This is a genomic window from Candidatus Poriferisodalis sp. (assembly GCF_965208555.1).
GTDB lineage: Bacteria > Actinomycetota > Acidimicrobiia > Acidimicrobiales > Poriferisodalaceae > Poriferisodalis.
Map to the genome: position 1 here is coordinate 3,301,786 of NZ_OZ242342.1, position 21,142 is coordinate 3,322,927.

General features: G+C 66.0%; 15 protein-coding genes and 1 pseudogene. 7 read left to right on the forward strand and 9 right to left on the reverse strand.

From position 1 onward, the window contains the following. Window positions 1-278 precede the first annotated feature (278 nt). Window positions 279-1,976, forward strand: coding sequence for a hypothetical protein (locus ACOGXE_RS15130; protein WP_419931725.1), 1,698 nt, complete (start codon window positions 279-281; stop codon window positions 1,974-1,976). Window positions 1,977-1,997: 21 nt separating this feature from the next. Here the strand turns inward: ACOGXE_RS15130 and ACOGXE_RS15135 are convergent. From ACOGXE_RS15135 to ACOGXE_RS15150, 4 genes and pseudogenes are all read right to left on the reverse strand, one after another. Next, window positions 1,998-2,150, reverse strand: a pseudogene (locus tag ACOGXE_RS15135) (DUF4160 domain-containing protein); the annotation flags it as partial. Further along, complete coding sequence (locus ACOGXE_RS15140) at window positions 2,143-2,439, reverse strand: DUF2442 domain-containing protein (RefSeq protein ID WP_419931726.1); 297 nt, start codon at window positions 2,437-2,439, stop codon at window positions 2,143-2,145. The gene ACOGXE_RS15140 and the pseudogene ACOGXE_RS15135, both read right to left, overlap by 8 nt. Before the next feature lie 197 nt (window positions 2,440-2,636). Beyond that, the gene (locus ACOGXE_RS15145) at window positions 2,637-13,067 is read right to left on the reverse strand and encodes a fibronectin type III domain-containing protein (RefSeq protein ID WP_419931727.1); all 10,431 of its coding nucleotides are present in this window, start codon (window positions 13,065-13,067) and stop codon (window positions 2,637-2,639) included. 276 nt (window positions 13,068-13,343) lie between these two features. Continuing rightward, complete coding sequence (locus ACOGXE_RS15150) at window positions 13,344-13,529, reverse strand: hypothetical protein (RefSeq protein WP_419931728.1); 186 nt, start codon at window positions 13,527-13,529, stop codon at window positions 13,344-13,346. A gap of 98 nt (window positions 13,530-13,627) precedes the next feature. Between ACOGXE_RS15150 and ACOGXE_RS15155 the strand changes: the two genes are divergently transcribed. From ACOGXE_RS15155 to ACOGXE_RS15170, 4 genes are all read left to right on the forward strand, one after another. Next, window positions 13,628-13,876 (forward strand): hypothetical protein, encoded by a 249-nt coding sequence (locus tag ACOGXE_RS15155; protein WP_419931729.1) that lies wholly within the window; start codon window positions 13,628-13,630, stop codon window positions 13,874-13,876. Between the two features lie 62 nt (window positions 13,877-13,938). After that, a complete protein-coding gene (locus ACOGXE_RS15160) occupies window positions 13,939-14,193 on the forward strand; it encodes a hypothetical protein (RefSeq protein WP_419931730.1) in 255 nt (84 codons plus the stop codon). A gap of 41 nt (window positions 14,194-14,234) precedes the next feature. Next, window positions 14,235-14,486 carry a hypothetical protein gene (locus tag ACOGXE_RS15165; RefSeq protein ID WP_419931731.1) on the forward strand — a complete coding sequence of 84 codons (252 nt, stop codon included), beginning with the start codon at window positions 14,235-14,237 and terminating at the stop codon, window positions 14,484-14,486. Further along, complete coding sequence (locus ACOGXE_RS15170) at window positions 14,483-14,770, forward strand: ribbon-helix-helix protein, CopG family (RefSeq protein ID WP_419931732.1); 288 nt, start codon at window positions 14,483-14,485, stop codon at window positions 14,768-14,770. The genes ACOGXE_RS15165 and ACOGXE_RS15170 overlap by 4 nt, the downstream gene beginning before the upstream one ends. A 42-nt stretch (window positions 14,771-14,812) precedes the next feature. Here ACOGXE_RS15170 and ACOGXE_RS15175 read toward each other — a convergent pair whose 3' ends face one another. Both ACOGXE_RS15175 and ACOGXE_RS15180 read right to left on the reverse strand, forming a co-directional pair. Then, entirely contained in the window at window positions 14,813-15,670 is an 858-nt protein-coding gene (locus ACOGXE_RS15175; protein WP_419931733.1) for a TauD/TfdA dioxygenase family protein, read from the reverse strand. A 70-nt stretch (window positions 15,671-15,740) separates the two neighbouring features. Then, on the reverse strand, window positions 15,741-17,855 hold the full coding sequence (locus tag ACOGXE_RS15180) for a 3-hydroxyacyl-CoA dehydrogenase NAD-binding domain-containing protein (protein ID WP_419931734.1): 2,115 nt from the start codon (window positions 17,853-17,855) through the stop codon (window positions 15,741-15,743). A 146-nt stretch (window positions 17,856-18,001) separates the two neighbouring features. Between ACOGXE_RS15180 and ACOGXE_RS15185 the strand changes: the two genes are divergently transcribed. After that, window positions 18,002-19,027 carry a branched-chain amino acid aminotransferase gene (locus tag ACOGXE_RS15185; protein WP_419931735.1) on the forward strand — a complete coding sequence of 342 codons (1,026 nt, stop codon included), beginning with the start codon at window positions 18,002-18,004 and terminating at the stop codon, window positions 19,025-19,027. Between the two features lie 14 nt (window positions 19,028-19,041). After that, window positions 19,042-19,629, forward strand: coding sequence for an HD domain-containing protein (locus ACOGXE_RS15190; RefSeq protein WP_419931736.1), 588 nt, complete (start codon window positions 19,042-19,044; stop codon window positions 19,627-19,629). A 40-nt stretch (window positions 19,630-19,669) separates the two neighbouring features. Here the strand turns inward: ACOGXE_RS15190 and ACOGXE_RS15195 are convergent, their stop codons facing one another. The 3 genes from ACOGXE_RS15195 to ACOGXE_RS15205 all read right to left on the reverse strand — a co-directional run bounded on the left by ACOGXE_RS15195 (window position 19,670) and on the right by ACOGXE_RS15205 (window position 21,123). Next, window positions 19,670-20,059 (reverse strand): type II toxin-antitoxin system VapC family toxin, encoded by a 390-nt coding sequence (locus tag ACOGXE_RS15195; RefSeq protein ID WP_419864568.1) that lies wholly within the window; start codon window positions 20,057-20,059, stop codon window positions 19,670-19,672. After that, window positions 20,056-20,298: a type II toxin-antitoxin system Phd/YefM family antitoxin gene (locus tag ACOGXE_RS15200; RefSeq protein WP_419931737.1), complete on the reverse strand. Its 243-nt coding sequence runs from the start codon at window positions 20,296-20,298 to the stop codon at window positions 20,056-20,058. The genes ACOGXE_RS15195 and ACOGXE_RS15200 overlap by 4 nt, the downstream gene beginning before the upstream one ends. 222 nt (window positions 20,299-20,520) lie before the next feature. Then, window positions 20,521-21,123: an MOSC domain-containing protein gene (locus tag ACOGXE_RS15205; RefSeq protein WP_419931738.1), complete on the reverse strand. Its 603-nt coding sequence runs from the start codon at window positions 21,121-21,123 to the stop codon at window positions 20,521-20,523. Window positions 21,124-21,142 lie beyond the last annotated feature (19 nt).

Here is a 21,142-nt window from a genome sequence, read left to right on the forward strand (position 1 = left end):
TATTCCGGAGAATAGTCAGCCATACCTCACACACACCTCCCCTATGGCATGAGCGAGATTCGCAAAATAACTTCCGTTCGGACCTTGTTCCATATGTAACTCATATGCATATCCATATCTGAATGTCTCAGGCTATTGTTCGCGCTGTGACCGTCGGCAGCCCGCGGAACGAACAAGGAACGCGTGTGACGCTGCGCGGATCCCACCAGCGCCCGCTGGGTCGAGACCCAATGCACGGGGGGGGGGGGGTCGAACGGCCGCGGTCCCGGAGCCGAGTCGTGGCAATCGCCGCACTGGCGGTGGCGGCGACGGTGCTCGTGGTGCCAGCACCTGGCAGTGACACCGATTCCCTCTTGGGCGCCTCCCCGGCCGCCGCGGCTTCGTCGTCGCCGGGGCCGCTGTCTTCAGGGAGCTACAGCCCCGCCGTGAGCTTCACCGCCCTGGAGCATCCGGTCCGCTTCTGGCAGCGCATCCTCAGTGAGGCGGAGCCGGCGGACAGCAGTCACGATCATCTCCAGGCGCCGACCGCAACCTTCAACTACTCGTGGTTCGGCGAGGTCACCGCTGGCACACGATCCGAGAGCACCGATCTGTCGTATGCGGTCGAGCACCAGCACGACCCCTCGGGCTACCAGTTCTGCCAGACGCCGAGCATCTGCGCCGACCTGAGTGTGGGGGTGACGCCCGAGGGGTTGCTGTATCTGCAATGGCAGCAGTCCGACCCCTCATTCGGGTTCCTGGCGGACTTCCCGACCCGCACGGTGGAGCTGTCGGCGGCCGACGCCGACACGTCGTTAAAGGTGTACCGGGAGACGCTGGTGGGGCCCCCGGCCGCAGTGACGGGATGCGAGGACTACGGCAAGAACAATCCCGACGCGTACGCCTGTCTGTTCCTGCGCGAGGTCTTCCCCGAGGGAATCGGAGACAACGACGATGAGGCGACGCTGCGGGCCAGCCTTCCGGGCCTCGTGCAGCCCGCCGCGAACTACAACCTCGTGTTCGGCGAGGAGTTCGACGGCACCCCGCCGCCGGCCAACGCCGCCGGGTGTCGTGACGGGCTGTCCACACTGGACAGCGACGTGTGGAGCTACCAGGACGCCTGCGACAACGTGGACTCCAGGGGCGAGTCGTGCAGCAACGTCGTCGACGGCCGCCTCGTGATGGCCCTGGCAGGAACCTGCCACAGGGCCAAGGTCTCCACCCACGGCAACCTTCACGTCAAGTACGGCTACTTCGAGGTCAAGTTCACCGTCAACACGTACGGCTGGCGGAACACGTACCACAACTACAACGTCATCCTGCATGCCCGCAGTGAGGTTCTGCGGGGCCTCCTCGACCGGTACGGCGTGGAGATCGAGGACTGGGAGGACTTCCTCACCAACCTCGACATCGAGATCGACTTCGTCGAGTACAACGTCGGCGGCAGATACTTCGTCGGGCATCAGTACGCCAACCCCGGGTTCACAGTTCCCGTCGACGACATTCCCCCGACGTTTGTAGGCAAGCTCTACGGACTCTGCGGTTACCGCCCAGATTGGTCGATCGTCACGAACCCGAGCCCCGACGGGCGGTGCGGATGGGACGACACCTATACCGTGACCCTCGGGACGGAGTGGACCCCGGGCGGCTACCGGACCTTCGTCAAGGTCGACGAGTTCGGCGGAGACCTCAAGGTCGTCCCCAAGGACAAGCTGCTGGTCTGGACCAAGCCGATTTCGGGTGGTCGTCCGGGCGACCAACAATTGCTGAGCGGTGCCGCGAGAGACCCCTATCTCGAGTACACCGATCCCGACGACCCCGCCACGCTGCTCGAGAAGATCGCCGTCTCCCACGTTCCGCTGCCGCTCAACATCGGCGCTTGGGGATACATGAACGCCGAGCGTCAACCTCACATCCTCACCCGGATGAAGATCGACTACATCCGGATGTGGCAGCCCGACGACTACTACTCCAACATGGAGCCCGTCTACCAGTAGCCCCGCCGCTGCGAGCCGTTGCGGCCGCGGCGGCAGACTGCCGTTCATGATGCGCCTGTCGTGGATCGACATCTGCAACTCCCGCCCCGCGTACTGAGCGTGAAAGTGCGGAGGCGCGTGGTCTCCGATGTGCATCCGGATGATGATGCCCGAGAAGCGGCAGATCTCAGGCATCTGCCAAGGCCCGCAGGCCCGGCATGATTTCCTCAGCAGTGCGGCCAGTGATCTCGAGATACACGGCGTCGGCGCACAGCTCCACCTCGTCAGACCAGCGGATCGTGCGGTGCGGCGAGATGCTGACCGACTCGAACACGTTCATGTCGTTCCAGATCTCGAACACGCCTTGACCGACGCGGCCAGACAAGTCGATCTCGCCCTCGACGCCGTCATCAAAACGCACCCAAAGCCGGTGATCGTGGCGGGCCTCGACCGCAACGGGGCGCAACTGCTCATCTACTGCCATTGCGTCCCTTTCGCGCTCTCTCGGTGACCTCTCACGGGAAGCATGTCGCTTCTGCACAAAGGCTAGTTGAGTCCCCTGACCAGCCAACGTGCGAGGCAGCATGGCTCAGGCGCTCTGAGGGTAGACCCGCCGCTGCGAGCCGTTGCGGCCGCGGCGGCAGGATCAGCGGGGCTGGCGGACCACGAGGCGCGCCCTCGTCAGCTCTGGGCTGTGGTGGTGACGGTGAGGGTGAAGTCAGCCAGGGCGGTGCCGTCGCTGGCTTTGAGACCGTTGTCGGTTGCCGATGCGAAGTAGCGGACGGTGACCTCGTCGCCGGCGCGGATGGCGGTGCCGAGCGTGAGCGTCAGCGTGGCGCCGTCGACGGCGACCAGGCTCGGCGATTGGTTGGTGACCGGCGCGCCGTTGTGGAAGGCGCCGTCGATCAGGAACGCGAAGCGCAGAGCGCTGGCGGCTGCGGCATCGATGGCGGCAAGGCCGCGGTTGAATGTCAGGGTCAGCTCGTTGCCGCTGACTGCTGCGCAGATCGGCGTCGTGACGTTCTCGGGTGCCGTGACGCAGGCCGACTCGGGCGTGAACGCAACGGCCGCGCTGGGAGTGCTGGCGCCGGTGCGGTTGACGGAGCGAATGCGCACGCTGTAGTCGAGATCGTTGATGAGGCCGGTGACGGTGTACGAGCTCGCATTGGGCTCGCCGGGGGCGCTGTCTGCCACGGCGGTCCAGCCCGACAACTCATACACATAGGCCGACCCTGAGTCCTGCCCGGCGCCGTCGTCGAAGACGGCACCGACCGCGACCGTGCTGCCGTCGATCGCGACCGAGTAGCCGAACAGGTCGCCGGCAGCGGGGCTCGAGACCGTCAGCTTGGCGGTCTCGGTACCGGCAGCCCAGCCGGCCGCCGGCTTGGCGAACGTGTACACCGAACCCGAGGCGATGGCCACGTCGTCATCCCACAGCGAGCCGACTGCGACCGTGTCGCCGTCGATCGCTATCGACCAGCCGAACCAGTCATTGGCGGTCGCGTCCGAGGCAGTCAGCTTGGCGCTGCTGGTGGCAGTCGCCCAGCCTGTGGCGGGCTTGGTGAACACATAGGCGGCGCCGGCGATGGCACCGCCGTCGTCGTCGCCGTACGCGCCGACCACGACGGTGCCGCCGTCGATGGCCACCGACCACCCGAGCAAGTCGCCGGCGGCGGGGCTCGAGGCGGTCAGCTTGGCGGTCTGGGTGCTGGTTGCCCAGCCTGTGGCGGGCTTGGCGAATACATAGGCGGCGCCGGAGTCGGTGCCGCCGTCGTCGTCGCCGTACGCGCCGGCCACGATCGTGTCGCCGTCGATCGCCACGGACCGCCCCAGATTGTCACCGGCACCGGCGTCCGAGGCGGTGAGCTTGATGCTGCTGGTGGCAGTCGCCCAGCCTGTGGCGGGTTTGGCGAACACGTAGGCGGCGCCGGAGTCCGTGCCGCCGTCGTCGTCGCCGTACGCGCCGGCCACGATCGTGTCGCCGTCGATGGCCACTGAATGGCCGAACAAGTCCGCCGCGACGGCGTCCGAGGCGGACAGCTTGATGCTGCTGGTAGCGCTCGCCCAGCCTGTGGCGGGCTTGACGAATACATGGGCCACCCCACTGCCCGTGCCGCCGGCGTCGTCCCCGTAGGAGCCGACGACGATCGTGTTGCCGTCGATGGCCACGGACACGCCGAATTGATCGCCGGCGCGACGGTTCGCAGATGTCAGCTTCGCTGCTTGGCTCCACGCGCCCGACCGCCGGACGAACACGTACGCCGCCCCCTGCCTCGAGTCGTCGGCAGGCGCGCCCACGACCAGCACGTCGCCGTCCACGGCGGCCGACTCCCCGAACCGATCACGAGAAGCACCGTCTGACGCAGCCAACTCCGCCACCTCAGCCCGGAGCTCATACTCATAACCGGTGATGCTGCTGTCGGCGGGATCTGCCCAGCTCAGCGCCACCTGGCCGTCGCCCGCCGTCGCCGTCAGGCCAGTCGGCTGAGCCGGAAGCGGCAGCACCGGCGTTGCCGTCGCCGCGGCGCTTGGCTCGCTGGCGCCCCCGTTGTGTGCGCGGATGCGGAAGCTGTACTCCACCCCGCGTGTCAGGTCGGTGACCGTGTGCGATGCCGCGTTGGCCCCTCCAGGGGCGCTTTCAGTAACAGCGGTCCAGCCCGAGGCATGGAAGACGTGCACCGATCCGGAATTCTTGGCTCCGGTGTCTCGAGACCGTGCGCTGACCACGACGGTGTCGTCGTCAATCGCCACCGACCACCCGAACAAGTCGCCGGCCGCTGGATTCGAGGCTCTCAGCTGCACATTGCTGCTGACTGTCGTCCAACCCGATGCGGGCTTGGTGAACACATAGGCCGACCCGGAATCCTCGCCGTCGTCATCATCCCGACGCGCGCCCACTACGACCCTGTCTGCTTCGACTGCGACTGTGGATCCAAACGAGTCGAGCATGGCAGCATCGGCGGCAGTCAGCTTCGCGCCGTCGCTGGCAATCCCCCAACCCGATGCGGGCTTGGTGAACACATAAGCCGACCCGGACCACGGGCCCTTGTGGGCGTCTGCAGGGGCACCAGCGACGATCGTGTCGCCGTCGATCGCCACTGCGCTGCCAAACCATCTGGTGGTTGCGTCGGCGGCGGTGAGTTTCACATTTCCGCTGGCAGTCGCCCAGCCTGAAGTCGGCCTGTTGAACACATACACAGACCCTGCGTCGTGGAAACTGGCGTCATCGTGTGGGGCACCAGCGACGATCGTGTCGCCGTCGACTGCCACCGACGAACCGAAATTGTCTCCGCCGGCTGCGTCTGCCGCGGTCAGCTTGACGCTGCTGGCTGCCGTCGTCCAGCCGGTGGCGGGCTTGGTGAACACATAAGCCGACCCGGTGTCCGCTGCGCTGCCATCATCCCCGGGAGTGCCGACCACGATGGTGTCGCCGTCGACTGCCACCGACGAACCGAAGAAGTCGATGCGGGCTGCGTCTGCCGCGGTCAGCTTGACGCTGCTGGCTGCCGTCGTCCAGCCGGTGGCGGGTTTGGTGAACACATAAGCCGACCCGGCATCCCCCCCGCCGTCGTCATCCGCACGGGCACCGACCACGATCGTGTCGCCGTCGATCGCCACCGCGTACCCAAAATCATCGTCGCGGGCACCGTCAACGGCCGTCAGCTTCGCGACTCGGCCCCACGCTCCGGACTCTCGGAGGTACACGTATGCCGCACCTATGGATGAACTGTCGATGAGCGCGCCGACCACCATCGTGTCGCCGTCCACCGCCACCGAATCACCGAATATGGTGCCCGGTGCCGCATCGGGTGAAGTCAACTCTGCGATCTCGGCCCGGAACTCGTACTCATAGCCGGCGACCGTGGCGTCGAGCGGATCGTCCCAGCTCAGAGCCACTTGACTGTCGCCCGCCGTCGCAGTCAGGCCAGTCGGCTGAGCCGGCGGCGGCATTGGCGTCGCTGTCGCCGTCGCGACCGAGCTCGGCTGGCTGGCACCGGCACGGTTGGTGGCTCGAACGCGGAAGCCGTACTCGACGCCATTGGCCAGGCTGGTGATGGTGCGCGACGTCGCGTTTGCGCCTCCAGGAGCGCTGTCAGCGACAGTGGTCCAGCCTGAGGCGTGGAAGATGTGCGCCGACCCCGAATTCGTGGTGCTGCGATTGCCGTATCGTGCGCCGACGACGACTGTGTCGTTGTCGACCGCGACCGACGACCCGAACCGCTCGTCTCTGGCGGAGTCGGCGGCAATCAGCTTCATATCGCTGCTAGCCGTCGTCCAACCCGAAGCGGGCTCAGTGAACACATACACCGACCCGCCGACGATGTCTCTTTGGTCGCCGACCACGATTGTGTCGCCGTGGATCGCTATCGACGACCCGAAGTCGTTGTAGCGGCCGGTGTCTGCGGCGGTCAGCTTCACATGCCCGCTGGCGGATGCCCAGCCCGAGGCAGGCTTGGTGAACACATACACCGCGCCATCGTCATGATCGGCCGGTGCGCTTGCGGCGATGGTGTCGCCGTCGATCGCTACCAACGTTCCGAGTCTGTCGCCGACTGCTGCATCCGCGGCGGTCAGCTTCACGTTCCCGCGGGTAGATGCCCAGCCCGAAGCGGGCTTGGTGAACACATACAGTGCTCCCGAGAACGGCCCTTCGTCGTGGTCGTACTGAGCGCCTACGACGACCGTGTCGCCGTCTACCGCCACCGAAGAGCCGAACCATTTGTAGGAGTGCGCGTCCGCGGCGGCCAGCTTCACGTTGCCGCTGGCGGGTGCCCAGCCCGAGGCCGGCCTAATGAACACGTACACCGATCCTGAATCAAGGCCACCGTCATCGTCATCCTCGGCAGCGACCACGATCGTGTCGCCGTCGATCGCCACCGAACCCCCGAATAGGTCGCCGGCGGCAGCGTCGGCGGCGGTCAGCTTCACGCTCCCGCTGGTGGTCGCCCAGCCCGAGGCTGGTTTGGTGAACACATACGCCGAGCCGGAGTCCAACCCGCCGTCGTCATCCCTAGAGGCACCGACCACAATCGTGTCGCCGTCAATTGCCACTGATCCTGCGAAGCGGTCGCCGGCCGCGCCGTCGGTGGCGGTCAGCTTGGCCACCTGGCGCCATCCCCCGGCTTCCTTGGAGTACACATAGGCCGCGCCGCGCCGTGAGTCGTCACCGGGTGCGCCGACGACCATCGTGTTGCCGTCCATTGCCGTCGAGGACCCGAATTCGTCGTTCCTAGCCGCGTCTGTGGCGGTCAGCTCCGCTATCTCGGCCCGGAACTCGTACTCGTAGCCGGTGATCACGCGGTCAGAAGGATCATCCCAACGCAGCGTCACGCCGCCCTCTCTCGCGCTCCCCGCTGAGAAGCCGGTCGGCTGGGCTGGCACGAGCGACACAGTCACAGCTGCGCTCGGCTCGCCGATGCCCGAACTGTTGCGGGCCCGGACGCGAAACTCGTACCGGGCGCCGTTGATGAGGCCGCTGATGACGTGCGAGGTCGCGTTCGCACCCCCAGGAGCGCTGTCAGCGACAGCTGTCCACCCCGAGGCGTGGAAGATGTGGGCAGATCCTGAGTTGACGTCCGCTTCACTGTCAGCCGGGGCGCCCACTACGACTGTGTCTCCATCGGCGGTTACCGAGAGTCCGAACCGCTTGCCGGCAGTAGCGGCCGACGCGGTCAGCTTTTTGTCGGCGACGGTCACCCAGCCCTCGGCACGTTTGCTGAACACGTATGCCGACCCCGAGGCTGCATGTGCAGAGTCGTCTGGGGCGCCGACGACAATTGTGCTGCCGTCGATATTCACCGACCAGCCGAACTTGTCGCCGGCAGCCTGATTCGAGGCGGCCAGCTTGACGCTGTCGCGGGTAGACGCCCATCCGCCAGCAGGCTTGCTGAACACATACGCAGAACCGGAGTCAGCGCCGCCCGTGATGCCGGGGGCGCCGACCACCACCGTGTCGTCGTCGATGGCAACTGACCTCCCGAAATGGTGGTCGACTTCCGGATGCGAGGCAGTCAACCTCACATTCCCGCTGGCGTTTGCCCATCCGCTGGCAGGTCTGCTGAACACATACGCAGAACCGGGGTCAGCGCCGCCCGTCGCGCCGGGGGCGCCGACCACCACCGTGCTCGCGTCAATTGCCAACGAATACCCAAGCCTGGCGCCCGTGGCCCTATCAGAAGCGGTCAGCTTGGCGGTTTCAGTGGCGGTTGCCCAGCCGCCGGCGGGTTTGCTGAACACGTACGCCGACCCGGAGTCGACGCCGCCGTCGTCGTCCCCGGGAGCACCCACCACGATTGTGTTGTCGCGGATCGCCAGCGACAATCCGAATCGGTCGCCGGTGGCCGCGTCGGCAGCCGTCAGTTTGATGTCGCTGTTGGCGGTTGCCCAGCCGTCAGCGGGTTTGCTGAACACGTACGCCGATCCCGAGTCGGCGCCGCCGTCGTCGTCCCCGGAAGCACCAATGACGATCGTGTTGCCATCGATCGTCAGCGATTCTCCGAACCGGTCGCCGACCGAGGCATCCGAGGCAGTCAGCTTGCCTACTTGACCCCACAGTCCGGAGTCGCTGACGTATACATACGCCGCACCCCGACGTGAGTCGTCCCCTTGCACGCCGACAACCATCGTGTCGCCATCGACTGCCGTCGACCATCCGAACCCGTTGTCGCTTGTGGTCAGCTCTGCGATCTCGGCGGCGAATTCATACTCATGGCCGGCAATCGTGGTGTCGGCAGGGTTGTCCCAGCCCAGTGTCGCCTGGTCATGCCCGGCCCTGACAGTCAGGCCAGTCGGCTGAGCCGGGGTCGGAGTCAGCGATGCGGTTGCTGCAGCGCTGGGCTTGCTGACGCCCGCGCTGTTGCGAGCTCGAACGCGGAAGCGGTACTCGACGCCGTTTGTCAGGCCAGTGACGGTGTGCGAGGTCGCGTTCGCACCCCCAGGAGCGCTGTCAGCGACAGTGGTCCACCCTGAGGCGTGGAAGATGTGCGCCGACCCCGAGTTCGTGGCGTCGCGATCGTCATACCGTGCGCCGACGACGACGGTGCCGTCATCGACCGCTACCGACGATCCGAACCAGTCGCCAGATGCACCATTGGTGGCAGTCAGCTTCACATCGCTGTTGTCCGTTGCCCAGCCCGAAGCAGGCTCGGTGAACACATACACCGAACCTCCGCGGACGTCTCCTTGGTCACCGACCACGATTGTGTCGCCGTGGATCGCTATCGACGACCCGAAGTCGTTGTAGCGGCCGGTGTCTGCGGCGGTCAGCTTCACATGCCCGCTGGCGGTTGCCCAGCCCGAGGCGGGCTTGGTGAACACATACACCGCGCCATCGTTATGATCGGTTGGCGCGCTCGCAGCGATTGTGTCGCCATCGATCGCCACCAGCGATCCGAGGTTGTCGCGGATTGCCGCGTCCGCGGCGGTCAGTTTCACGCTCCCGCTGGCGGATGCCCAGCCCGAGGCAGGCTTGGTGAACACGTACACCGCCCCCGAGAAGGGCCCTCCGTCTCTGTCATACGGAGCGCCTGCGACGAGCGTGTCGCCGTCGATCGCTACTGAGGAGCCGAACCAGGTGTGGGCGGCTCCGGCAGCGGCGGTCAGCTTTACGTCGCTACTGGCGGATGCCCAGCCCGAGGCGGGCTTGGTGAACACATACGCCGACCCGGAGTCGGACCCGCCGTCATCGTCCCATCGTGCACCTACGACGATCGTGTCGCCGTCGATCGCCACCGAACCCCCGAATAGGTCGTCGGCGGCTGCATCCGCAGCGGTCAGCTTCACAGTCCCGCTGGTGGTCGCCCAGCCCGAGGCTGGTTTGGTGAACACATACGCCGAGCCGGAGTCCAACCCGCCGTCGTCATCCCTAGAGGCACCGATCACAATTGTGTCGCCAGCGATCGCCACTGATCCTGCGAAGCGGTCGCCGGCCGCGCCGTCGGTGGCGGTCAGCTTGGCCACCTGGCTCCACGCCCCGGCTTCCTTGGAGTACACATAGGCCGCGCCGCGCCGTGAGTCGTCACCGGGCGTGCCGACGACCATCGTGTTGCCGTCCATTGCCGTCGAGGACCCGAATTCGTCGTGCGCGGCAGCGTCTGTGGCGCTCAGCCCGGCGATCTCGGCCCGGAACTCGTACTCGTAACCGCTGATCGTCGCGTCGGAGGGATTGTCCCAACTCAGCGTGACGCCGGCGTTGCGCGCAGACACTGTTGTCAGGCCAGCCGGCCGCTCGGGAACGCCTGGCACCGCGGTCACTGTCGCGCTCGGATCACTGGCGCCAACGCTGTTTCTCGCGCGGACGCGGAAGTCGTATCGGGCGCCGTTCAGCAAGCCGGTGACGGTGTGCGAGCCCGCGTTGGCCTCGCCGCGAGCGCTGTCGGCAACAGCGGTCCAACCCGAGGCGTGGAAGATGTACACGGACCCAGAGCGCCGACCACTGTCATGATCCCATGGGGCACCGGCGACGACTGTGTCACCGTCGAGCGCCACCGACAGCCCGAACAAGTCGCCGCGGGTTGCATCTGCGGCGGCAAGTCTGACGCCTTTACTAGCGGTTGCCCAACCCCCGGCGGGTTTGGTGAACACATATGCCGATCCCGAATCCGACCCTGCGTCGTCGTCATGGATGGCGCCAGCCAAGATCGTGTCGCCACTGATCGCTACCGAGTACCCGAGGCGGTCGCCTGCGGCTGCGTCTGCGGCGGTGAGCTTCACATTGCCGCTCGTCGTGACCCATCCTGATGCGGGTTTGGTGAACACATACACCGACCCCGAGTCGACACCACCGATATCGTCGTCGTCTCCGTCGGCGGCTACGGCGATCGTGTCGCCACTGATCGCTACCGAGTACCCGAGGCGGTCGCCTGCGGCTGCGTCTGCGGCGGTGAGCTTCACATTGCCGCTCGTCGTGACCCATCCTGATGCGGGTTTGGTGAACACATACACCGACCCCGAGTCGACACCACTGACATCGGCGTCGTCATGGCTCGCGCTCACAGCGATCGTGTCGCCGTCGACGCCCACCGACCAGCCAAAGCTGTCGCCTGCCGTTGCGTCTGCGGCGGTGAGCTTCACATTGCCGCTCGTCGTGACCCATCCTGATGCGGGTTTGGTGAACACATACACCGACCCCGAGTTCGAGCCGTTGTCGTCGCTATCTGGAGCGCCAGCGATGATGGTGTCGCCGTCGATCGCCACTGAGTAGCCGAAACTGTCGCTCGTGGCTGCGTCGGCCGCGGTGAGTTTCACATTGCCGCTCGTCGTGACCCATCCTGACGCGGGCTTGGTGAAGACATACACCGACCCTGAAGCGGCACCCCCGTGCTCGTCCAGGACTGCGGCTACAACCACCGTGTCGCCGTCGATCGCCACTGACGACCCGAAGCGGTCGCCGACTGCCGCGTCCGAAGCGGTCAACTTGGCCACTTGGTTCCACATCGCGGCCTGCCGGGTGAAGACGTACGCGGCGCCTCGAGTCGAGTCGTCGTCTTGCGCGCCGACGACCATGGTGTCGCCGTCGATCGCCAGTGCGTACCCGAAGCGGTCGCCCGTCGCTGCATCGGAGGCGGTCAGTTTTGCGACTTGGGTCCGGAACTCGTACTCGTAGCCCGCGATCGTGGTGTCGGGGGAGCCGTTCCAGCTCAGCGCGATCTCGCCGCTGTTTGCGAGCGCCGTCGACAATCCCGTTGGCTGCATCGGGACGACGAGTCCCGCAGTCGCAGTCGCGCTGGGGCCGCTGACTCCGACGCTGTTCCTGGCCCGCATGCGGAAGGTGTACGTGGCACCCGGCACGCCAATGAAGGTGTAGGAGCCGGCGTTGGCTTCGCCGGGCGCGCTGGCAGGTACAGCCACCCAGTCCGAGAGCCTGTAGTCGTACACCGAACCCGAGCTCGCGCCATAGTCACCGGTTGTCGGGGCACCAACAACGACTGTGTCGCCATCGATTGCGACCGACCATCCGAATCGGTCTCCAGCCACGCCATCTGCGGCACTCAGCTCGTAGTGGCCGCTGGCAGTGGCCCATCCCCCAGCGGGCTTGTTGAACACCGAGATCGATCCTGAGCGTTGCCAGAGGCCCCTCGCATTGATGGCGCCTGCCACGATCGTGTCGCCGTCGATCCCTACCGAGTAGCCGAGCCTGTCACCCTCGGTGCCATCGGAGGCTGTCAGCTTCACAGTTCCGCCCGCCGAGGCCCATCCGGCAGCGGGTTTGGTGAACACATACACCGACCCTGAATCTGGGCCATCGTCATCATCCCCAGGGGCCCCGACGACGATCGTGTCGCCATCGATCCTTGCGGAGTACCCGAATTGATCGCCATGGGCGGCGTCCGAGGGGGTCAGCTTGACCGTCCCGCCAGCCGTCACCCAGCCGGTGGCAGGCTTGGTGAACACGTACACCGACCCTGAGGACACGTCATTGTCCGTGTCGAGCGGGGCACCGATCACGACGGTGTCCCCATCGATTTCCACTGACTGCCCGAATTTGTTGTGGACGGTTGCGTCGGAGGCAGTCAGCTTGACGCTGCTGCTCGCTGAGGCCCACCCCCCTGTGGGTTTGGTGAACACATATGCCGATCCCGAGTCCGAGCCAGTGTTGTTGAGTTGAGACGCGCCCACGACGATCGTGTCGCCATCGATGGCCACTGACAGCCCGAGATAGTCGCCGGCGGTTGCGTCGGAGGCAGTCAGCTTGACGCTGCTGCTCGCTGAGGCCCACCCCCCAGCGGGCTTGGTGAACACATATGCCGATCCCGAATCCCAACCGCCGTCGTCGTCGCGAGTAGCGCCCACAACGATCGTGTCGCCATCGATCGCCACCGACAGCCCGAACTCGTCATACGAGTCACGCTCAGCAGCGGTCAGCTTGGCTGCTTGGCTCCAAGTTCCGGACTGTCTGACGAAGACGTGCGCCGACCCTTGGCCGCCATCGTCGTACCGTGCACCAACGACCATAGTGTCGCCGTCCATCGCCACTGATGTCCCGAACCAGTCGCTGCGAGCCGCATAGGTCGCGGTCAGCTTTGCTGTCTCAACCCCGTACGCATACTCGTAGCCGGAGATTGTTGCATCAGTGGGATCGTCCCAGCTCAGGGCGATCTCGCTGCTGCTCAAGGGTGCCGCCTTCAATCCAGTCGGCGCGACCGGAGGAGTCGGCTGCGACGTTGCGGCACTCGGGCTGGCCACGCTCGCCGCGGCGAGTATCGCAGCCACCAGCGCCCAAACAGCCCGCGTCAAGACCGTGCGTCTTCCTTGAAGCATCAACAGACCTCCTGCGAGCGCCCGGCGGAAGCGCGGGCTGCCGACATCGGCTGCGCAACGTAGTGCGTGCCTATATGCAGAACGCGGCAATCACGTGAGCATTATGTGAGGGAATTCACATAAGGAGGATCAGCAGTCGCTCGTCTCGAGATCGGCGACGCTGCGCAGGCGGCTGCTGTCGTCCCCGAGCTTGAGCGCGTGCGAGTGCATGAGCGCATTGCCCAGTGCCTGTTCGTAGTTGAGGGACGACGAGATCGGCGCGCTCGCCTCAGAGTTTGAGAATCGGGACTTCGCGCCTGCCGAACTGGCCATCATCCGTAAGACCCGCCGACGTTCCCCACGGAAAATCGTTTCCGGTTCCGTCGACTCGGGCGCGAAGATCAGGTGCGGACGGAGGTTGCGAGACTGTGGACATGCCGAAGGTGCGGGTGTCGCTGCCGAAACCGCTGCTCGACAAGGTCGAGGCGCACGGACTGTCGCTCTCCGAACTGCTGGAGAAGGCCATCCGCCGAGAGATACTGCGCCAAGACCTGCTCGAGTCTGACGGCGAACATGTGGTGGGCCTGCTTGACAGGATCGACGAGCCCCGTCCATCGGATATCGCTTGGGCAAGGCGTGCAGCAGAGGAGCTCTACGGTTCGACCGAACCCGCCGCGAGCTAAATCGGTTCCGGTTCCGTCGGCTCGGGCGCGAAGATCAGGCGCGGACGAGGGGGTGCGAGACTATGGACATGCCGAAGGTGCGGGTGTCGCTCCCGAAGCCGCTGTGCGCGGAGGTCAAGGCGCGCAGGCTGCCGGTCTCCGAACTGCTGGAGAAGGCCGTCCGCAAAGAGGTTCAACGTCAGGATCTGATTGCTCTCGCGAAGGCGGATGCGGCGGAACTGCTTGCTGAACTGGGCGAGCCCGATCCCGAAACCGTCGCTTGGGCGGAGGATCTGGCTCGGCAACTGGCTCGTCGTGACGAGCCCGCTGCTCGCTGAGTCAGCACACCGTGGCCCGCTTAAACGTGTTACGTTTAAGGTTGTGGATCCATGAGTCGGGCTACCGTCATGGCCTGACCGACGAGGAGATCTTGCACGGTTGGGACAATGCCATGGGCTTCTATGACATCGACGTCGAACACGAGCCGACCAAGAGCCTTTGCATCGGTCCCGACCTAGCAGGCAACCTGCTCGAGATTCTCTACCTGCAAGCCGACGACGCCGACCTCGTCATCCATGCCATGCCACTGCGGCCCGTATTCCGCGCCTACCTCACGCAGGATCAACCATGAGCGACGACAACGACACCACCAACCGGCGCGACTCGTTGAATGACGACGAGATCACTGCGATCGCCGCTGACTTTGAGCATCGGGAGCTCGCACCCGCCGAACTGGCCTCCATTCGCAAGACTCGTCGGCGTTCCCCGAGGCTTGGCGAGGCGAGGGCCGAGGTGTACACGTTCCGGGCACCGCCGAGCTACAAGCGCCGTATCCAAGAGCGAGCCGCAGCTCAGCACGTGACCGAAAGCCAGGTCATCAGGGACGCACTCGACGCATATCTCCCGGCGTCGTAGCCGCGTGCTCGTTAGCCGAGCCGCGGGCCTGACGTCGGCGCCCTACTCGTCGAGGGTGGGGCCGGCGCCTTGGACGCGGGTCTGGCGCATGTAGCGCCGCCAGCGGTCGGCGTCGTAGCCGGCGCCGCGGTGCAGCAGGCAGCGGTTGTCGTAGATGACGACGTCGCCGGGGCTCCAGCGGTGCGCGTACTCGTCCTGTGAGCGGGTCGCGGCCTCGTTGAGCTCGTCGATCAGCCGGCGGCTGTCGACGCCGTGCCAGCCCACGATCGAGCGGGCGTGCGAGCCGACGTAGTAGTTCCGGAGCCCGTTGTTCGGGTTGGTGCGCACCAGCTTCTGGGGGATTGGCGGCAGCGACGCTGCATGGTTCGGATCCACCGGGGCGACCTTGGTCCGGCTGAACACGTAGTCGTGCAGCACTACCAGGTCGTCGATTTCGGCCTGCTGTTCGGGGCTGAGCCGGGCGAAGGCGGCGCGCTGGCTGGCGTAGAGGGTCTCGCCGCCCTCGCCGGGCACTTCGTAGGCGCACAGGATCGACACATACGACGGCACGAGCCGGAATGACGAATCCGAGTGCCAGAGGTTGTTGCCCTTCTGGTTGTGGGTCAGCGGGTGTGACTCGTCCCGCTTGGTGTCGGCGTCGATGACGTTGCCGATCGTGCCGAAGTACTCGACCTTGCCCGTCTTGCCGAACACCACATGGTTCGGCTCGGGCTCGCCGAGGCTGCGGGTAAGCGCAAGCTGCGCTTCGTCGGACATCTGCTGGTCGGGGAAGTGGAGCAGGGAGTAGCTGTCGATGGCCACACGCAGCTCGGCAACTGCCGCGCTGTCGAGGGGCTGCGACAGATCGATGCCGCTGACCTTGGCGCCGAAGTCAGGATGGATGGACTCGAAGGTCAGCACTGGATTCTCCCTCGGTCGGCCCCGCCATTGATTCTGGCTGCAGGCGATTCTGTCCGCCAGCCTCTCGCGGTCAGATCTCGTGACGGGCCAGCGAGCCGCCCTCGGCCGCCAGCCGCTCCAGCAGCGGGCTCGGCGTCCAGTGGTCGCCGCCCAGGGTCTCGTCGTAGTGGCGGATACGGCCCAGCACCTCGTCGAGCCCGATCTCATCGGCCCAGTACATCGGCCCGCCGGTGTAGATGGGCCAGCCGTAGCCGTTGATCCAGGTGACGTCGACGTCGCTGCCCCGCAGCGCGATGCCCTCGTCGAGGATCTTGGCGCCCTCGTTGACCATCGGGTACAGGCAGCGTTCGAGGATCTCCTGGTCGGTGACATCCCGCAGCACCGCCCCCCGCTCAGCGGCGAAGTCGCGGATCATCTGCTCGACCTCCGGATCGGGCGTCGACGCCCGAGTGTCTGGGTCGTAGGTGTAGTAGCCGCGGCCGTTCTTCTGGCCCCGGCGACCCGACTCGCACAGCACCTCGCGCACCGTCGAGCTCGACGACGTGGCTTCGTTCCAGCCCACGTCGAGCCCGGCAAGGTCGCTCATGGCGAACGGCCCCATCGGGAAGCCGAAGTCGTACACCACTTTGTCGATCTGCGCTGGCGTGGCACCCTCCAGCAGCATCTTCTCGGCCTCGATGCCCCGCATGAACAGCATCCGGTTGCCGATGAAGCCGTAGCAGACGCCGCACAGCACCGGCGTCTTGCCGATGCGCTTGCCGATCGACATGGCGGTGGCGATCGCCGTGTGCGAGGTGGCGTCGCCACGCACGACCTCGAGCATCCGCATGACGTTGGCGGGGGAGAAGAAGTGCATGCCGATGACGTCCTCGGGACGTGACGTGGCCGAGGCGATCTCGTTCACGTTCAGCGCAGAGGTGTTGCTGGCCAGTACCGCGCCCGGCTTGCAGATGCTGTCGAGCTGCGCGAACACGTTCTTCTTGAGATCCATGTTCTCGAAGACGGCTTCGATCATCAGGTCGCAGTCCGCGAAATCGCCCATGTCGATGGAGCCATGCAGCAGATCCATGCGGGTCTGCACGTCGTCGGAGGAGATGCCGCCCCGCGCTGCAGTGCGCTCGTAGTTGCGCCGCACCACAGCGAGGCCGCGCTCGAGGCTCGCTTCGTCGCGCTCCACGAGTGTTACCGGGATGCCGATGTTGGCGAAGTTCATGGCGATGCCGCCGCCCATCGTTCCCGCTCCCAGGATGCCGACACGTCCGATGTCGACCTGTGGCGTGTCGCGGGGCACGTCGGGCACCTTCTGAGCCGCTCGCTCGGCGAAGAAGTAGTACTGCTGCGCGTTGGCCTGCGAGCTGCCCATCAGCTCGCCGAAGATGCGCTGCTCGGCGGCAAGCCCGGCCTCGAAATCGCCGCTGGCGCCGGACTCGACCGCTGCTTCTACGCAGCGCACGATGCAGTCGGGGGCCTCGAAGCCGCGAGTGCGCCGGGCGATCGAGGCTCGGAACGCTGCGAACTGCTCGGCGCCGAAGCCCTCGAGGCGGTCGTTGCGGTCCCGGATACGTGGGCGGGGCATGCCTTCGGCCACGGCTCGGCGCGCGAACGCCACCGCGCCAGCCTCCAGGTCGGCGAGCGAGTCGCCCACGATCTCATTGATCAGACCGCACTCCAGCGCTTCGGTGGCGCCGATGGGGTTGCCGCTGACCATGATCTCGAGCGCCCGCTGGGGACCGGTGATGCGCGGCAGCCGCTGCGTGCCGCCGCCGCCGGGCAGCAGGCCCAGCTTCACCTCGGGCAGGCCGAACTGTGCGGTGCTGATGGCCACCCGGAAATGCGCGCACAGCGCGACCTCGAGCCCGCCGCCGAGTGCGGTGCCGTGGATTGCTGCCACCACCGGCTTGCTGCAGTTCTCCATGGCCTCCTGGCCCGGCACGAGGCCGGGCGGCTTCGGCGGCTGGGAGAACTCGGTGATGTCGGCGCCGGCAATGAACGTCCGCCCGTCGCAGATCAGCACGATGGCTGTGGCGTCGCTGGCCTCGGCCGCTGCCATGCCGTCGATGAGGCCTTGGCGCACGTGATAGCTCAGCGCGTTGACGGGCGGGTTGTTCACGATGAGCAGCGCCACGTCGTCACGGCGCTCAAGGCGGACCGACTCGGTCAACTGCATCGGATCGTTCTGTGTCATGGGCCGCAGCGTACGCAACGACGGCCCTGCGGGACCGGGCCGAGACAGTCGGTTCCAAATTCTCCCCGGTGCGGGTGGAGCCCGGCGATACGATTCGCATGACTCGGGTGCTGCTGCGGCTCCGAGACACTTCAGATGGAGCGCCGGTGACTGAAAAGCCCGACCCGTTCACGGTCCCGTTCGGGACCATCTTCTGCGACTGGATGACAACGGCGCGTGCCGATGACGGGCCGTACGTCTACGGCGGCGTAGCAGAGCCCTTCGGCGACTTCTCGATCAGCCCCGCGGCCCACGTTTTGCACTACGGCAGCGCCATCTTCGAAGGGCTGAAAGCGCACCGCCAGGTTGACGGGTCATTGGCGATCTTCCGGCTGGACAGCCATGTTGCACGCATGGTCGCGAGCGCGGAGCGGCTGCGGCTGCCGGCGATCGACGGCGACGTGCTGCATCAGATGTCCATCGACGCCGTCGAGGCCAACGCCGGCGAAGTGCCCGATCCGCCCGGTTCGCTCTATATCCGCCCAACGCTGATCGGCACCGAGCCAGACATCGGTGCCGCGGCTCGTCCGACGCGCAGCGCGCTGCTGTACGTCGTCAACTGCCCCGTGGGTGACTACTTCAAGGGCGGCGTGCGGCCTCTGACCTTGCTGGTCGAGACCGAGATCCCCCGCACCGTCCCGCAGTTCGGCATGGTCAAGTGCGGCGGCAACTATGCGATGGCGCTCGCCCCGACGCTCGATGCCATGGCCGGCAACGAGGCCATCGATCAGATGCTGTTTGCCACCGACGGTGACATCACCGAGACCGGCGCGTCGAACTTCTTCCTTGTCGATGACGAGCGGGTCGTGACCCGTCACCTCGACGAGTCGTTCCTGCATGGCGTCACGCGGTCGTCGGTCATCGAGCTGGCCGCATCGTTGGGCTACGAGATCGAGGAGCGGTCGATCGACCCCGAGGAGCTCGTCGAGTGGGCTGAGCGGGGCGAGGCCTTCCTGTCGGGGACGGCGGCAGTGCTGGCACCGGTCGGAACGATCCTGTACGAGGGCAAGACGCTGACGGTGGGCGACGGTCAGCCCGGCGCCAACACCATGCGGCTGCGCCAGGCGCTGGTCGATATCCAGATCGGCGCTGCGCCAGATCCATTTGGCTGGCGCACCCCGGTGAAGGGCTGACGGATCGGGTTGTCATGGGCAGTCAGGACGCCGACCGCATCGTGTCCTGGACGGCCATGGAGCACGGCACCGCCGACGACTACGCGTTCTTGGACAGCCAGCACTACGCACATGTCCGATCGGGGCTGGTCGACAACCTGCTGAACATCCTGCAGTGCCTGCGGGGACCGACGCTGGGCTACCAGATCGACCGCTACGACCACAGCCTCCAGTCGGCAACGAGGGCGTTGAGGAACGGCGAATCGACTGACTTGGTGGCCGCAGCGCTGCTGCATGACATCGGCGATGCGTTCGCGCCGGAGAATCACAGCGCTGCCGGTGCTGCGGTACTGCAGCCCTACGTCGACGAGCGCACCCACTGGGTGATTGCCCACCACGGGCTCTTTCAGGGCTACTACTACTTCCACCACCTCGGCGGCGACCGAGATGCCCGGGAGCAGTGCCTAGAGTCGCCCCACTTCGACGCCTGCGTGGATTTCTGCGAGAACTACGACCAGAACTGCTTCGACCCGAAGTACCCCAACTTGGCCGTCGAGGACTTCCGCCCCCTGCTCGACGAAGTCTTCAGCCGCCCCTCACAACTCCCCGCCACCGCCCCCTGACCTGAACGCGGCCGGCACGGCCATCACAAGCTGCGTCGCTTCACCACAGTGTGGCGATGGGGAAGTCCTCGAACGCACGGTCGGCGGTCACGAGGGTCAGCGACTCGCGCTCGGCCTGCGCTGCCAGCATCCGGTCGAACGGATCCTTGTGTGCAGCTTCATAGCTGCCTGCCATCAGTGCTTGCTCGTGTATGACTGGAAGATGCAAGAAGCCGTCTGCGGTGACTGACTCGCCGAAGTGTGGAACGAGGTCGCTGAATTCACCCAGCCGGTCCATCCTCGCCTTGGTTGCCATCTCCCATGCGCTCACGGCGCTCGCAAACACCAGGGTTTCTTCGTCTGAGATCGCTTCGCGGGCGACTGCTGAGAGTGACGGATGATCAGTCCACCACCACAACAACGCGTGCGTGTCAAGCAGGAGGTCGTTCATTCGCCCTCCCAAAGGGCAAGTTCATCGTCGGGCAACGGGTCGAAGAACTCGGGAGGGATCTTGATCCCGCGGAACCTGCCAGGCATCCGCCGGGATGGCGGCGGCACGTAGGGCACGAGGCGGGCGCAGGGCTTGCCGGCTCGTGCAATCACGATTTCTTCGCCTGCCTCCACCCGGCTCAACAGCTTCGAGAGATGCGTCTTGGCTTCGTGCACATTCACAACACGCGATGGTTCCATGAAATCTCAGCCCTTCCAAATGGATTTCACGTTTATGGTCTTGTCTAGCTTAGTCCAATGACTAGACTAACTCCCGAAACGCGCTATGGATCATTCTCAGAACGCGCTGTGGCGTGGTGCGCGGCCAGCGCCGCAGCCGTCGGGCAGCAGCGGTGACACACCGATCGGTGCTGTAGGTGCGCCCTTGGGCTTGCGAGATGCTTCTGGGACGGAAGCCAGCTGTCAGAGGCGGGTGATGGCGTCGCCGACCCGGACGGTGCCGGGCTGGATGACGCGGCAGTTGACGCCGCGCATGCGCAGGGCTTGGCCCTCGCCGGTGTTCACGAAACGCAGGGCGTCACTGCCGAATCGGGCTGCGTACTTGGCGCAGCCCCTGTGCGGCTTGGCCGTGACCTCCACGATGGCGTCGCCGATGCCCAGCCGGGTGCCGGCTACCAGCGTCTCGTGGCTGATGTCGAGGTCGGCGTAGATCTGGTCGCCTGCGAGCGGCCAGCGCTCGACCGGACCGATGACGGCGGCAGCCGCACGAGCGTTCATGATGGTGAGCTGTGCGTCCGGGTGCGGACCGCCATCGGGTGATCTCGGGGAGCTGCGCTGGTTCCACGTGTCGCCCGCGATGCCTTCGGCCTCGTTGATCTCGGCCACGTCGAGCACTTCACGTGCGTCTTCCGCGGGGCGCCGGACGATGAGTTCGATCGTGCCGCTGTCGGCAGGGGCCTCGCGAATGTGACCAAGAGCCGCTTCGAGCTCGGCAGCGCTGCGATGGCGGGTGGGATCGCTGTCCGCAGTCTCGGCGACAGTGGTGGCGTCCGCTGATGCGTTCATCGAGAGGGTTTCCTAGCGC